Annotated in this window: 13 protein-coding genes; 8 read left to right on the top strand and 5 right to left on the bottom strand. The window is 35.7% G+C overall.

Annotation, left to right across the window (positions count from 1 at the left end; translation table 11 throughout):
- Positions 1 to 225 precede the first annotated feature (225 nt).
- Entirely contained in the window at positions 226 to 4,638 is a 4,413-nt protein-coding gene (locus ACLBWW_RS10540) for a putative mucin/carbohydrate-binding domain-containing protein (protein ID WP_098706325.1), read from the top strand.
- A gap of 42 nt (positions 4,639 to 4,680) precedes the next feature.
- Here the strand turns inward: ACLBWW_RS10540 and ACLBWW_RS10535 are convergent, their stop codons facing one another.
- Positions 4,681 to 5,319: an NAD(P)-dependent oxidoreductase gene (locus ACLBWW_RS10535; RefSeq protein WP_048542416.1), complete on the bottom strand. Its 639-nt coding sequence runs from the start codon at positions 5,317 to 5,319 to the stop codon at positions 4,681 to 4,683.
- Between the two features lie 301 nt (positions 5,320 to 5,620).
- Between ACLBWW_RS10535 and ACLBWW_RS10530 the strand changes: the two genes are divergently transcribed.
- The 5 genes from ACLBWW_RS10530 to ACLBWW_RS10510 all read left to right on the top strand — a co-directional run bounded on the left by ACLBWW_RS10530 (position 5,621) and on the right by ACLBWW_RS10510 (position 12,187).
- Complete coding sequence (locus tag ACLBWW_RS10530; RefSeq protein ID WP_048542413.1) at positions 5,621 to 7,051, top strand: alanine/glycine:cation symporter family protein; 1,431 nt, start codon at positions 5,621 to 5,623, stop codon at positions 7,049 to 7,051.
- Positions 7,052 to 7,345: 294 nt separating this feature from the next.
- Positions 7,346 to 8,788, top strand: a complete 1,443-nt coding sequence (locus ACLBWW_RS10525) for an alanine/glycine:cation symporter family protein (RefSeq protein ID WP_447614022.1) — start codon at positions 7,346 to 7,348, stop codon at positions 8,786 to 8,788.
- A gap of 365 nt (positions 8,789 to 9,153) precedes the next feature.
- Complete coding sequence (locus ACLBWW_RS10520; protein ID WP_098132672.1) at positions 9,154 to 10,335, top strand: NupC/NupG family nucleoside CNT transporter; 1,182 nt, start codon at positions 9,154 to 9,156, stop codon at positions 10,333 to 10,335.
- A 344-nt stretch (positions 10,336 to 10,679) separates the two neighbouring features.
- The gene (locus ACLBWW_RS10515; RefSeq protein ID WP_000706847.1) at positions 10,680 to 11,861 is read left to right on the top strand and encodes a NupC/NupG family nucleoside CNT transporter; all 1,182 of its coding nucleotides are present in this window, start codon (positions 10,680 to 10,682) and stop codon (positions 11,859 to 11,861) included.
- A 92-nt stretch (positions 11,862 to 11,953) separates the two neighbouring features.
- Positions 11,954 to 12,187 (top strand): hypothetical protein, encoded by a 234-nt coding sequence (locus ACLBWW_RS10510; RefSeq protein WP_048542410.1) that lies wholly within the window; start codon positions 11,954 to 11,956, stop codon positions 12,185 to 12,187.
- Between the two features lie 25 nt (positions 12,188 to 12,212).
- Here ACLBWW_RS10510 and ACLBWW_RS10505 read toward each other — a convergent pair whose 3' ends face one another.
- Together ACLBWW_RS10505 and ACLBWW_RS10500 are read right to left on the bottom strand one after the other, a co-directional pair.
- Positions 12,213 to 12,719, bottom strand: coding sequence for a ferritin (locus tag ACLBWW_RS10505; RefSeq protein WP_048542408.1), 507 nt, complete (start codon positions 12,717 to 12,719; stop codon positions 12,213 to 12,215).
- A gap of 53 nt (positions 12,720 to 12,772) precedes the next feature.
- Entirely contained in the window at positions 12,773 to 13,096 is a 324-nt protein-coding gene (locus ACLBWW_RS10500; RefSeq protein ID WP_000355764.1) for a MazG nucleotide pyrophosphohydrolase domain-containing protein, read from the bottom strand.
- A 73-nt stretch (positions 13,097 to 13,169) separates the two neighbouring features.
- Here ACLBWW_RS10500 and ACLBWW_RS10495 point away from each other — a divergent pair, with 73 nt between their 5' ends.
- Both ACLBWW_RS10495 and ACLBWW_RS10490 read left to right on the top strand, forming a co-directional pair.
- Positions 13,170 to 13,748, top strand: coding sequence for an LOG family protein (locus tag ACLBWW_RS10495; protein ID WP_046955625.1), 579 nt, complete (start codon positions 13,170 to 13,172; stop codon positions 13,746 to 13,748).
- Positions 13,749 to 13,866: 118 nt separating this feature from the next.
- Positions 13,867 to 14,148, top strand: coding sequence for a hypothetical protein (locus ACLBWW_RS10490; RefSeq protein ID WP_048542405.1), 282 nt, complete (start codon positions 13,867 to 13,869; stop codon positions 14,146 to 14,148).
- Positions 14,149 to 14,165: 17 nt separating this feature from the next.
- Here the strand turns inward: ACLBWW_RS10490 and ACLBWW_RS10485 are convergent, their stop codons facing one another.
- On the bottom strand, positions 14,166 to 14,363 hold the full coding sequence (locus tag ACLBWW_RS10485; RefSeq protein WP_000656322.1) for a hypothetical protein: 198 nt from the start codon (positions 14,361 to 14,363) through the stop codon (positions 14,166 to 14,168).
- 676 nt (positions 14,364 to 15,039) lie between these two features.
- Complete coding sequence (locus tag ACLBWW_RS10480) at positions 15,040 to 15,480, bottom strand: Dps family protein (RefSeq protein ID WP_001041898.1); 441 nt, start codon at positions 15,478 to 15,480, stop codon at positions 15,040 to 15,042.
- Positions 15,481 to 15,520 lie beyond the last annotated feature (40 nt).

Raw genomic sequence — 15,520 nt, 5'->3', positions numbered from 1 at the left:
TAGAGAGAACTCATCACAAGCAGAGAGAAGTGAGGAGAATAAAGTACATAAAAATTTTTATAATGTAGGAAAGCAAATACATGGAGAGATATGCGGTAGTAAATGATACAGGTGCGCGAGGTGTTAGTCTATTCACTAAATGTTTTTATAAAAATAATAGGATTTCTTATTAGATGAATATGCATAGGATGGTTTCTCTAAATAAAGGAACAGGGGACACAGATTATGTCGAAGAAAAAGACGAGTAGGGTATTAGTAGCTGGAATATGTATATCTACATTATTATCGCCAGTAGCTTTCGAAGCATCGAAAGGATATGCAGCGCCTTTAGAAGAGGTTAAAGGTGGGAATTTGGAAGAGAACAAATTTGAGCAAAGGACGTTCCAGGTACCCGGAAAAGGGGATATAGACAAGGAAACAGAACGATTAAAAGTAACTTTTGATCTTTCTGTTAATGAACCGACTGGAATTTATGCAGCGGCAAATGAAAAAATTACAGTTGAAATAAAAGGAACACAGTCTATTCAAGCTTTCATAGGAACGAGATCTTATGATGAAGAGGCACCTGAAAAATTCGATTTAAAACCTGGAAAAAACGTTATTTCATCGCCAAGAGGTGGTATTTTATATTTTTACAATATGAATAACGAAGGTGAGGTAACTGCTTCAGTTACGAAGGGTGGTAGCCATTTTCCTTTATTTATTTTAGGTAAGCATACGAAAAAAGATTGGGATGAAATGTTAAAGAAATATAAAGATCCTTATGCGGTTGAATTAAAAGGTGAGCGAAGTTTAGTTACTGCTAGTCCGAGCTCTATACAAAAGTTTATGAAAAACACAAGCCCGATAGAGTTAATGAAATTGCATGATAAGATTATTCGAATAGAAAATGCAGTAGCTGGTTTATCAGAGGATGGAATTGGACTCGCGAAATCTCCAATTCATTATGTTCAGTTTGTTGAAAAACGGAAGCCTGCTGAAGATGATTTTATGTTTGCAACAAATTATCATACAGGATATATTCCAAGCGCAATGAATAGAGTTTTAGATATAGAAGTGCTTGAAAAGGATGGCTGGGGACCATGGCATGAAGTTGGACATCTACATCAGCAAAGTCCTTGGGATTGGGATGCTATTGGAGAAGTAACAGTCAACATTTATTCTTTAATGGTGCAAAAAGCATTAGGAAATGAATTAGAAATGGATGGGCACTATAAAAAGTCATTTGAGTACTTAGAGAAACCTATAGAAGAAAGAATAATTGATGAATTTGATCCTCTTACAATGTTTTGGCAATTAAATGTTGTTTACGGAGAACATTTTTATCCGAGACTGCATCAAGCTTATCGTATGTTACCTAAGGAGGAATTGCCTACTTCTGATGAAGAGAAAAAGCAAATGTTTGTTTATATGACATCAAAAGTGGCAGGACAAAATTTAGTTCCTTTCTTTAAAGAATGGGGATTAACTCCAAGTGATGAGACTAGAGAAAAAATAGAAAAATTAAATTTACCTAAATTAGAAAAAGAAATATGGAAAGCTACAGATAGTAATGATATTCGCGAGAAGCAAGTTGAACCGTATAAAGTTCCGTATGGTGAACCTGCTAATGAGGTACAAAACCTTGTAGTTGGTACCAATTTTGATGAAGAGCAAGCGGGTAAACTTGTTCAAAATTTAGGTGAGAATGTAAAAGTAACAGGTAAGATTATATGGTCTAAATTAGAGAGTGGAAAACAGGAAGTGTTAGTAGAAATTGAGGATGAAAAAGGGAATGAAAATTTAATTACTGTTCCAGTCAATGCTGTTTATGGTGACAGTATGATTTTTCAAGGAATTTCAAATGATGTAATGTCGACAGTGGAGCTTCGTCACAATGAAAAAAAATTACATGTCGCTTTTATTAGTAATGAAATACATTACCTTTTTGATAAAGAAAAATATATAGGTTTAACAGTATATGATCAAAATGGGATTGAAAAGAAAAGTGTATCAGCAGAAGGGCAAGAAAGTGGAAAACGATTTGCGATGGAACTAAATGGATTGAATTTTGAATATGGTGATGTAGTAAAAGTATTCCATGCAGAACCAAGTCGTTTAAAATGGTACCGAAATAACGAACTTGTAGATCAAGGGAAAGCTAAAAATAAAAAAGAAAAATTCTTTAAAATTACTCCGCAAGGGTTCGAATTAAAAGATAGTTTACAAGAAGTGACGGCGAAACCGCAAAAAGTAGTAGTTGGAATGGATGTAGACAAACTAGATCCGAAAGAATTCGTACAAGTAAAAGACGGTGAAGTAGTAGGTTTTGTAGAAAAACCAAATACAACAAAAATCGGTGAACAAAAAGTAAAAGTAGAAACGAAAGATCGTTTTGGGAATAAGCAAGTGACAGAGGTACCTGTAGAAGTGGTTTATGGAGATAGTATTGTATACGCAGGATATGGCGATGATATTGCTTCAATTCTAACTTTAAAGCACGAAGAGAAGAAATTCCATGTGACTGATATGGATAGCGAGATTCATGAGTATTTTAATAAAGAGTTATACATGGGTATCACGTTATACGATCGAGATGGAAAAGAGAAAAAACATGTAACAGCAGAGGGACAAGAAACATCAGAGAACTTTGCGAAGCAAGTGAATGGTATGCAATTCGAGTATGGAGATGTAGTAAAAGTATTCCACGCAGAACCGGATCGTTTGAAATGGTATCAAAATAATACCCTTACTGGTCAAGGTGAGAAAAAAGGGGCAAAAGAACTATTCTTCAAAGTGACAGAAAAAGGCTTTGAGAGAATGGATATGTTGCAAGAAGTAACAGCGAAACCGCAACAAGTAGTAGTCGGAACAGATGTTGAAAAGTTAGACGTGAAAAACTTTGTTGAAGTAAAAGATGGGGAAGTAGTTGGATTTGTAGAAAAGCCAAATACAACAAAAATCGGTGAACAAAAAGTAAAAGTAGAAACGAAAGACCGTTTCGGAAATAAGCAAGTGACAGAGGTTACATTAGAAGTAATTTACGGTGATAGCATTATGTTCTTTGGTACATGGCATGGTGGAACGAATATTAAATCGATTGTGACATTAAACCATGAAGAAAAGAAATTTAGTACAACAAATTCAGAAGGTTCAATGCATACTTCATTTGCAGATGAGAAGTATATGGAGATGACTGTATACGATAAAGCTGGAAAAGAGAAGAAAGTAGTATCTGTAAAAGCATCTGAAAATACGAAAGCATTTGCAGAACAATTCAATGGAATGACTTTTGAGTATGGTGATGTAGTAAAAGTATATCAAAAAGAGTTTGATAGATTTAAAGTGTATAAAAAGAATGAATTCGTGGATACAGAGTATGGCGTTCATGAAGTATTCTTTAAAGTTACGGAGCAAGGTTTCGAAAGAATGGCGACTCAACAAGAAATAACAGCGAAACCGCAACAAGTAGTAGTAGGAACAGATATTGAGAAGATAGACGCAAAAAACTTTGTTGACGTGAAAGATGGAGAAGTAGTTGGATTTGTAGAAAAACCAAATACAACAAAAATCGGTGAACAACAAGTGAAAGTAGAAACGAAAGATATGTTTGGAAATAAGCAAGTGATAGAAGTTCCTCTAACAGTAACATATGGAGATAGCCTACTTGTATATGGATTAAGTTATGGTGCCGACGATATGAAATCAATTGTAACTTTGCATCATGATACGAAAAAACTGAGTGCGACACATACAAAGAACTTAATTCATGATTACTTTAAAGATGAAAAGTATTTTGAATTCACACTGTACGATAAAGAAGGAACAGTGAAGAAAAATATAGCGGTAAAAGGTTTAGAGAATACGCAAGAATTTGCTAAGGAAGTAAATGGACTTGCATTTGAGTATGGAGATGTAGTGAAAGTATATCATGCGGAATCTTCTCGTTTACATTGGTATCAAAAAGATGTATATGTGGGCGAAGGAAAAAGTAAAGAGATAAAGGAATTAGTCTTCAAAATCACTGAAAATGGATTTGAAAGATTAGACGGTGAGCAAACAGTAAAAGCAAATCCGCAGCAAGTAGTAATCGGAACAAATAGCGAAACGCTAGATGCGAAGAAATTTGTTGAAGTACAGGGTGGAGAAGTAGTAGGTTTTGTAGGGAAACTAGATACGACAAAAATTGGTCAGCAAACAGTGAAAGTAGAAACGAAAGATCGATTTGGAAATAAGAAAGTGACGGAAGTTCCTGTAGAAGTGACATATGGGGATAGTCTAGTCTATCAAGGTGTGTCCGATGTTACACGTTCTATTATTACGTTAAATCATGATGAAAAGAAGTTACATGCAACATTTACGAATGATGTGATTCATTATCGTTTTGTGAACGAAGAGTATATAGGCTTTGCGATTTATGATCAAAATGGGAATAAGAAAAAGCATATATCAGCGGAAGGGCAAGAAACTTCAAAGAATTTTGCGGAACAGGTAAATGTTACTTCATTTGAGTATGGTGATGTAGTAAAAGTGTATCATGCAGAACCAAGTCGTCTGAAATGGTATAAAAAGAATGAGTTAGCAGAACAAGTGGCTTCAACAGAAGTTGAATTTAAAATCACTCAAAGTGGATTAGAGCTAGTAAAGAAAACATTGTAATAAAAAATGCGCGTAGATGTTGGGTCTACGCGCATTTTTGTATTATTCAGCTTCAGAAACAACTGTGAAGCGTTCGTTTACGTGTTTTGGATTTTCGATTTCATCAAGTGCTGCAACTGCGAAGTCTTCGTAACTTACGTAGCTATCACCTTTTGCGTTAACAAGGAGATTGTCTTGTCCAGCTGTATAAGAACCAGTACGTTTTCCTAATGCGAATAGTGCAGAAGGGCTGATGAATGTCCAAGTAATATCGTTTGTTTGTTGCAGAATTTCTAAGTTTTTACCTTGGTTTTGAGCTGTTGCAAGGTATTCATTTGGGAAACCTGGCGTATCAAATACACGCGTTGTTTTCTCTTCGTCTACAAATAAGCTTCCAGCGCCGCCAACTACAAGTAATTTTGTGTTAGGTGCACCTTTCATAGCTTCAATTAGTACGTTTCCTGCATCTACGTGAAGATGTTCTTCTCCTGCTGGAGCGCCGAATGCATTTACAACTACGTCAAATGCTTGTAGGTCATTAGATGTAAGAGCGAATACATCTTTCTCTAAAACTTTTATATTTTCTTCTGTAATTTTTGCAGCGTTTCTTACGATTGCAGTTACTTCATGTCCGCGATCTAATGCTTCTTTTAAAATACGACTTCCTGCTTTACCAGTTGCTCCGATGATTCCGATTTTCATAATAAATCCCTCCAAAGTGTTTTGTTAAAGTGTATATCTGAAAGTAAATGAATTTGTTGTAATAAGCTTTGTTACAACCTGATGTAATCATTATAGTTACAGGTTGGTGTTTTTGTCAATGGGGTAGTTTGTAGATTTACTTTTTGTTTTAGTATGTACAGTTAAAGGGAGGAGAGTCATAAAAGATTGTTACGCTATAAATCGCTAACATTTGGAAAAACGAAAATTGTCGAAAAATGTTGATTTTTGAATATTTTTTAAATATAATTCGTTTTATGGAGAAAAAGGAGGGGGTAATTGCATGAATATTTTAGAGCAATTTGTTTCATCAACGAATACAATTCTTTGGTCATATATTCTTATTGCAATGTTAATTGGTTTAGGTCTTTATTTTTCTATTAAATTGAAATTCGTACAAATTACTCATTTAGGAGAAATGGTTCGACTAATGAGTGATGGATTAACTGGAAAGACGCGTAAAAAAGGTAGTGTATCTTCTTTCCAAGCGTTCTGTATGAGTTCAGCAGCTCGTATTGGAATCGGGAACTTAGCCGGTGTAGCATTAGCTATTTCTATGGGAGGACCTGGCGCAGTATTTTGGATGTGGGTGATTGCGATTATCGGGGCGTCTTCAAGTTTCGTGGAAAGTACACTTGCGCAAATTTATAAAGTAAAAGATGGCAGTGGTTTCCGTGGTGGTCCTGCTTATTATATGGAAAAAGGTTTAAATAAACGTTGGATGGGAATTTGGTTTTCTATCCTTATTACGATTAGTTATGGTTTAATTTTTAACTCAGTACAAGCAAATACAGTAACATTAGCGTTTGAAAATGCATTTGGTATTGAGCGTTATATTGTTGGAATTGCATTAGCTGCATTAGTTGCGGTTATTATTTTTGGTGGTGTAAAAAGTATCGCACGTATGTCGGAAATGATTGTTCCGCCAATGGCGCTTATTTATATTGCGGTAGCTATTTTTGTTGTCATTAAAAACTTCTATTTAATACCAGATGTGTTTACTGAAATCTTTAAAGGTGCATTTGGTTTAGATTCAGCTGTAGGTGGCGGTATCGGTGCTGCGATGAAGTTTGGTATTCAGCGTGGATTATTTGCGAATGAAGCAGGTATGGGGAGTGCGCCGAACGCGGCTGCAACAGCGGATGTAACACATCCGGCGAAACAAGGTTTTATTCAAACAATCGGTGTTTTAGTAGATACGTTCTTAGTATGTACATCAACAGCGTTTATCGTACTATGTTCTGGTGCATATAAAGCAACAAATTTAGAAGGTATTGAATTAACGCAAAATGCATTAAGTTCACAAATTGGTCCGTGGGCAAGTAGCTTCTTAGCGATTATTATTTTCCTATTTGCTTTCAGTTCACTTCTAGGAAACTACTATTATGGTGAAACGAACATTGAATTCATTAAACAAAGTAAAACTTGGTTAACGATTTACCGTATTGCGGTAGTGGGAATGGTATTATTCGGTTCTGTTGCGACGCTTAAAGTCGTATGGAATATGGCGGATTTATTTATGGGACTAATGGTAATCACAAACTTAATTGCGATTACACTTCTTGGCCGATTTGCATATGCTGCTTTGGCAGACTATGTAAGGCAAAAGAAACAAGGAAAAGATCCGGTGTTCAGTGCAGATTCTATTCCGGGTTTAACGAATACAGAGTGTTGGGATAAGCCAGTTGTAAAAAATAAAGAAAAAGCAGTGTAATGAAAAGATGAGTATCGAGCAGAATTCGATACTCATCTTTTTTGTTGTAATACATGATGTAAAGTGTAATTCGGTTTGTTTTTCTTGCTATTTTTAGTATAGAAATAATTAGTTGAATAGGTGTAGGGATGTTGGTGCTATTTTCCTTGTTTTAGTATAGAAAAAAACAAACATGTCACATGTGATAACAATTTCATGTAAGGAAACCTTACATCTTTTTGTCGAAAATTGTTGATTGTTTAAAGTTTTTAGAATATAATTTTCTTATTGTGAAGAAGAGGGGGCAATGCAATTATGGATTTTTTAACTAATGTAATTGGGGATATAAATAATGTTCTTTGGTCATATATAATCATTGCGATGTTAATTGGGTTAGGACTTTATTTTTCATTTCGTGTGAAATTTGTCCAAGTTCGTTACTTCGGTGAAATGATTCGTTTGCTTGGGGATGGGGCAAGTTCGAAAACGAGGAAAGCACAAAAAGAGAAGAGTGGTGTATCATCGTTCCAGGCTTTTTGTATGAGTACAGCTTCTCGTGTAGGTACTGGTAACTTAGCTGGTGTAGCTATCGCAATCTCAGCAGGTGGACCAGGAGCAGTATTTTGGATGTGGTTAATTGCGGTAATTGGGGGTGCTTCTGCATTTGTAGAGAGCACATTAGCGCAAATTTATAAAGTAAAAGATGGGAATGCATTCCGTGGTGGTCCAGCTTATTATATGGAAAAGGGATTAAATAAGCGCTGGCTTGGAGCAATTTTCTCTGTTTTAATAACAGTAAGTTTCGGATTGATTTTTAACGCTGTACAGTCTAATACTGTAGCAGCTGCTTTTGATGGGGCATTCAAAGCAGACAGTAGATTAGTAGGTCTTGTAATGGCTGGTTTACTTGCAGTTATTATCTTCGGCGGAGTAAAACGTATTGCACGTGCGGTTGAAATGATCGTTCCAGTAATGGCAATTATTTATGTAGCAGTAGCATTATTCGTTGTTGTAACAAACATTACGGCAATTCCGTATGTATTTAAAGAAATTTTCTTACATGCTTTCGGAATTAAAGAAGTAGTAGGTGGGGGATTAGGAGCTGCGATTTTACTAGGGGTAAAACGTGGATTATTCTCAAATGAAGCAGGTATGGGTAGTGCGCCGAACGCAGCTGCGACTGCAAACGTAACGCACCCAGTTAAACAAGGTTTCATTCAAACTTTAGGGGTATTTACAGATACATTATTAATTTGTAGTTGTACAGCATTTATTATTCTTTTATCAGATGTGCATAATGCAGCTGATTTAAATGGTATTCAATTAACGCAGCAAGCATTAAGCCAACATATTGGACCGTGGGCATCTATATTTGTAGCGGTTGCAATCTTCTTATTTGCATTCAGTTCATTAGTAGGTAACTACTACTATGGTGAAACGAATATTGAGTTCTTAAATGGAAGTAAAGTGCTATTAAATGCATACCGCATTGCTGTACTTGGTATGGTTGTTTTAGGATCTGTAGCAACAATTCAAATCGTTTGGGATTTAGCAGATTTATTTATGGGGATTATGGCTGTTATTAACTTAGTTGCGATCGTATTTCTTTCTAAGTATGCTTTCGCGGCATTATCAGATTACGTTAAGCAAAAGAAACAAGGAAAAGATCCAGTATTCTATGCGGAGTCTATTCCAGGTTTGAACAATACAGAGTGCTGGGATAAGCCAGCAGTAGCTGATAAAGAAAAAGCAGTATAATGAGGTGAGCATCAAGTGAAACTTGATGCTCATTTTTTTGTTTTATCCTGCTATTTGTGAACAGTAAAACTCTCGATTGATACGGGCTAATAATCAGTGGGGATGATATTGATTAAAGTTTCGCTATATAATGTAAAAGACGAACATTCATGAACGTTTTATAATAAAATGTAATTTTTTTAAGAAAAATGCGGATATGAGTTGTGATTTATGTTAGAATGGAAAATGCCTTTGAAACAAGAGGTTTTATGGTCTTTCCTATCCGATTGAAGGTTTTGGAGGAGAAATGGAAAGTTCGGATTATTTCTTATTTCAAGTAGTCAGACGTTCAACGTTAATGAAGAGTTAAATGGAGGATTTTATTAATGAAGTTTGTTATGTTTCTTGTAGGATTGCTCGTTGTATTCGTACTCGGTTTTCTTATAAGTGCCGATCGAAAGAAGATTAAGTATAAACCAATCGCAATTATGCTTGTTATTCAGCTAGCGTTAAGTTATTTCTTATTAAACACGCAAGTTGGTTATATTTTAGTAAAAGGAATTTCAGATGGATTTGGCGCGCTTCTTGGATATGCGGAAGCTGGAATCATTTTCGTATTTGGCGGTCTTGTTAATAAAGGAGAGGTTTCATTCTTCTTAACAGCGTTATTACCAATCGTATTCTTTGCCGTTTTAATCGGAATTCTGCAACACTTTAAAATTTTACCGATATTTATTCGTGCTATTGGTACTGCGCTAAGTAAAGTAAATGGTTTAGGAAAACTAGAATCATATAACGCAGTAGCAGCGGCTATTGTTGGGCAAGCGGAAGTATTTATTACAGTAAAAGATCAATTAAGTAAAATCCCAAAACATCGTTTATATACATTATGTGCATCTTCCATGTCGACAGTATCAATGTCAATCGTAGGTTCTTATATGAAAATGATCGAACCGAAATATGTAGTAACAGCACTTGTATTAAATTTATTTAGTGGTTTCATTATTATTCATATTATTAACCCGTACGATATTACAGAAGAAGAAGATACACTGAAATTAGAAAATAAGAAAAAACAGTCATTCTTTGAAATGCTAAGTGAATATATTATGCTTGGCTTTACAATCGCGATTACAGTAGCGGCAATGTTACTTGGTTTCGTAGCATTAATTACAGCAATTAATAGCTTGTTTGATTCAATGTTCGGTATTACATTCCAAGCTATTTTAGGATACATTTTCTCACCATTAGCATTCGTAATGGGTATCCCGCAAGCAGAGATGGTAACAGCGGGACAAATTATGGCAACAAAATTAGTATCAAATGAGTTTGTTGCGATGCTGGATCTTGGAAAAGTAGCGGGTGATTTATCAGCTCGTACAGTTGGTATTCTTTCTGTATTTCTTGTATCATTTGCGAACTTCTCATCAATCGGAATTATCGCAGGTGCAACGAAAGGTATCGATGAAAACCAATCAAATGTTGTATCATCATTCGGTCTACGCCTTGTGTATGGTGCGACATTAGTAAGTATTCTATCAGCGATTATCGTTGGTGTTATGTTATAAGAAAGATTGCCCTAGCTTATAGCTAGGGCTATTTTTTATGGTAAATTTGCATGAAAAAACCAATTATTTAGGAATATATTAACATATAAAAATCTTTTTAAATTTATATTGCATTTCGATTAGATAACGCTTACAATTTGATTTGTAGGTGGTATCAATTTCAGACTTTCAAGTATGGTAGGAGAGAAGAAGCTACCTTTTATAAATTGCAATTTATGTAAACGCTTACTGATTTTAGAAAACAGTTGAATAATATTTAGGGGTTTTAAATTTTTTTAACATCAATGGTCAGACGTCATTCGTTATACGACCGATAACTCGTGGGAGAAGTGGAGGATTCACATATGAAAATCGTAATGTTTCTAGTCGGTTTACTTGTAGTATTTGTACTAGGGTTCCTTATCAGTTCAGATCGTAAGAAAATTAAATATAAACCAATTGCACTTATGCTTGTCATTCAATTGGTACTTGCGTATTTTTTACTAAATACAAAGGTCGGATTTGTATTAGTAAAAGGGATTGCAGATGGATTTGGCGCTATTTTAAAATTTGCGGAAGCAGGGGTTAATTTCGTATTTGGTGGTCTAGCAAATGATGGACAAGCACCATTCTTCTTAACAGTATTATTACCAATTATTTTCTTAGCAGTATTAATCGGGATCTTACAACATATTAAAGTTTTACCGATTATCATCCGTGCAGTCGGTTTCCTATTAAGTAAAATTAACGGCTTAGGAAAACTAGAATCATATAATGCAGTAGCAGCTGCAATCGTTGGTCAAGGTGAAGTATTCATTACAGTAAAAGATCAACTAAGCAAATTACCGAAAAATCGTTTATACACACTTTGTGCATCTTCCATGTCAACAGTATCGATGTCAATCGTCGGTTCTTACATGAAAATGATTGATCCAAAATATGTAGTAACAGCACTTGTATTAAACTTATTTAGTGGATTCATTATCGTTCATATTATTAATCCATATGAAGTGAAAGAAGAAGACGATATTTTAGAATTACAAGAAGATAAAAAACAAACATTCTTTGAAATGTTAGGCGAATATATTATGCTTGGTTTCTCTATCGCTGTAACAGTAGCGGCGATGTTAATCGGTTTCGTAGCATTAATTACAGCAATTAACGGTGTGTTCGATTCAATTTTCGGAATCACATTCCAAAGCATTTTAGGATACGTTTTCTCACCATTAGCATTCGTAATGGGTATTCCAACATCAGAGATGCTAACGGCAGGACAAATTATGGCAACGAAATTAGTAACGAACGAATTCGTTGCAATGCTTGACCTTGGAAAAGTAGCTGGTGATTTATCAGCTCGTACAGTAGGTATTTTATCTATCTTCCTTGTATCATTTGCGAACTTCTCATCAATCGGAATTATCGCAGGTGCAACGAAGAGTATCGATGGCAAACAAGCAAACGTTGTATCTTCATTCGGATTAAAACTTGTATACGGTGCAACGTTAGTAAGTATATTATCAGCGATTATCGTTGGGGTTATGCTTTAATAAATAGTAAAGAAGTCGTTTATCTCTCGCTTAGAGGGATGAACGACTTTTTTATTTTGGTATGATGAATAATATAGAGAGGGGGAATTAGGGTGAAAGAATCGGATAGTTTAAGGGAGTTTGATGAGATTATAGAGAACATTAATCATTTAACTGGAGAAGATGCTAGAGCGCTTTTGAAGTTTATACATGGATATTTAAGCATAGTAGAAGAAGGCGATGGGACTTTTACTCATAGTAACTTTGTTGAAAAGGTTTCAGGGCTTTATAAGAAGGATTTGGCGAGGGTTATTCAGCTTAGAGAAGAAATAAAAAAATCACCTTAACAAATTCATTAAGGTGATTGAAATACTATTCAGCTGGAGGCGTAAATGTACGTTTCTCTAATTCAGCGTCTAGCATAAATAATGCGTTTGAATCGCTTGTAATACGTTTTAATTTTTGGATGATGCTATCGAATGAAGATTCTTCTTCTACTTGCTCATCGACGAACCATTTTAAGAATGTAATTGTTGCATGCTCACGCTCATCCCAAGCGATATCAGATAAGTTGTAAATACGCTTCGTTACTTCACGCTCGTGCTCAAGTGCTACTTCAAAAGCGTTCAGTACAGATTCATATACGTTATTTGGATTATCAAATCCAGTAATAATAGCGCGCTCACCGCGGTCATTAATGTAGTTGTAAAGCTTCATTGCGTGGAAACGTTCTTCTTCAGCTTGTACAAGGAAAAAGTTAGCGAATCCATCATAGCTCTCAGCTGTACAGTAAGCAGCCATTGCCATATAGGCGTGGGCAGAGTAAAATTCAAAGTTCATTTGATCGTTTAATGCGTCGTGCAATTTTTTAGATAACATAAAATCCCCCTTAATATTGTGACAAGAATATTATACCATAATTGATAATATTCTCATTTGGATACTTCGAACCTTTTCGAAAGCTTTGTGACGTGAGCCTCCATAATGTCTTGTAAATCTAAATCATATTTTTGTGAAAGAATAATAAGATTAGATAGTACATCACCAAGTTCTTCTTTTAACTCTTGTTTTAGTTCTTCTTCTGTTTTCACTTTTTCGTCAGGACGATCACGGCCAATTTCGATTGCACGAACAACGCGTGAAACTTCTCCAACTTCCTCTGTTAAGAAATTTAAGCGAATAAAGGAATTATACTGTGACCAGCTTCGTTTTTCGTAAAATTCCTCCACCCATCTTTGAAATGCGACGATATCCATTTCTTCCTCATCCCTTCAATATGTTGTACAATGTTCATTGTATCATAACAATATATAGTTTCGGGGTGTAGGAATGAGAAAGATTTGTGTGTTTGCAGGTTCCAACTTAGGGGAGAGACCTGAATTTAAAGAGCAGGCAATAGCGTTAGGGAAAATGTTTGTTGAGAACGATTATGAGCTTGTATACGGTGGTTCTTGCGTTGGATTAATGGGAGAAGTGGCAAACGAAGTTCTTCGCTTAGGCGGACGTGTAACAGGTGTTATGCCGCGCGGTCTATTCCGAGGAGAAATTGTTCATACAGGGCTAACAGAATTAATTGAAGTAGAAACGATGCACGAGCGCAAAGCGAAAATGGCAGAGCTTGCGGATGCTTTTATTGCATTACCAGGCGGATACGGAACGTTTGAAGAGCTATTTGAAGTAGTATGTTGGTCACAAATTGGTATACATAATAAGCCGGTTGGTTTATTGAACATAAAAGGCTTTTATGGGCCAATTTTGCAAATGGTTGAACGTGCAGCAGAAGAAGGATTTATGAATCCATCAAATAAAGAGTTGATCGTTTCAGCTGAGACGGCAGATAAACTAATTCATGCAATCCAAAATTATGAGCGTCCTGTTTTAGGAACGAAGTGGAAACAGCTATCATAATACAATTTTATAGATATTTTTGGAAACACATGTCATTTTACTTTGAAAAGGCATGTGTTTTTAATTTGGTTAAATATGTTAATGTTAAGATGTAATGTTTTTAGAAAAGGAGAAATAGATGGAGGAGTTTGTGTATTTACGTCCTGTTTTTAAAAGTATATTAGCAGCATCTATTCTTGTTATGCTAATTGTTTCAACACAGAAGAAAGAGCTAATTAATGAATTTTCGCTTTGGTTTATTTCGATATTGTGTATTGGTGTTTCGGCGATAACACTCTTTATGATTGGCTTTATCGTTGATGAGTATAATCTAGCCGGAGATGTGCATAGTTCTAATATGTTTATTGCGATTGGTTGTATTAGCGGTTTGAATTTTATTATTTATTATAGACGGCAATAAAAAGAAGGCATTCCGTATTACTTTGGAATGCCTTTATCATTTTGATTACTTTGTTTTTTATACAGGTACCAGCCACCCCAGCCGCCACCAATTGCTACAACAACGAGGAAAGCATAGTCTTTCACCTCGATACGTATATTGAAAATATTAGCTATAAGTAAGACAATACCAACCGTTATTAACGCAAAAAATGCTCTAATTAAGTAGTCTTTCAACTGAACCACTCCCGCCATTTAAGTAGTAAATGATGAATATGGAAAAGCTTTTTTGGATCTATTTTACTAAAGGATGTTACCTATATTTTAACATAAAAGGGATTGTAATATATTGATAAAAGTAGAGGAGAGGGGTGCTAATATTGTCGTGTTTTGTCGGTAAGTCGATATATTGGAAAAATCGCTGATATATTTGATGGAATCGCCGATATATTGAGAAAATCGCTGATATAAATTTCATGTACTGATATGCGCGATTAACCCCATACAAAAAAGCGACTCTGAACGAGCCGCTTTCGCTTTTAGTGATATCCAGCTCCGGTAGCTAGAATGTTCGGTGGCTTCGCTTTTTCCTACGAGGCAAAGAGCGCCTCTACGTCAAAAGCTCCATCCCCCTCACATTCTGAGCAAGCTACCTCCGCTTTAAGTAATATCCAGCTCCAGCGGCTAGAACAGTCGGTTGTTTCACTCCTTCATTCGAGGCAAAAAGCGCCTCGTAATCAGGAGTTCCAACACTCTCCTGTTCTGAACGAGCCGCTTCCGCTTTTAATCTATCTAGCTCCGGTGACTAGAACAGTCGGTCATTTCGCGCCTTCCTGTGAGGCAAAAAGCGCCTCTTCGTCAGGAGCTCCAATGCCCTCTTGTTCTGAGCAAGTCACCTCCGCTTTAAAATCTATTATTGATTCAAGAACGCGCGTAGCATCCAAGCGTGTTTTTCTAGTTCTGTGTAGATGCCTAGTAGTAGGTCAGATGTCATTTCGTCATCAGAGTTTTGAGCGATTTCCATGCCTTTTTTCAGTTCGACTAGCATCATTTCGTAGTCTTTCATGATTGATTCAACCATTCCTTCTGCAGTTTCGCCGTATGCTGCTTCTTGAATAGAAGATAGTTCTAAGTATTCTTTCATTGTTGCTACTGGTTTGCCGCCAATTGCTAAAATACGTTCTGCAATTTCGTCGATGTGAGTAGCTGATTCTGTGTAAAGTTCTTCGAATTTCTCGTGTAATGTGAAGAATTGAGGTCCTTTTACGTACCAATGGAAGTTGTGTAATTTTGTGAATAAAACGCTCCAGTCTGCTACTTGTTTGTTTAATACTTCGATTACTTGTTTGTTCATTATGATCAATCTCCTTTTGAGTTGTTATGTTATATCAATT

This window comes from Bacillus sp. M5A3_1b, assembly GCF_053345335.1.
Note: the sequence above shows the minus strand (reverse complement) of the source record. Positions and strands in the feature narration are given on the sequence as shown.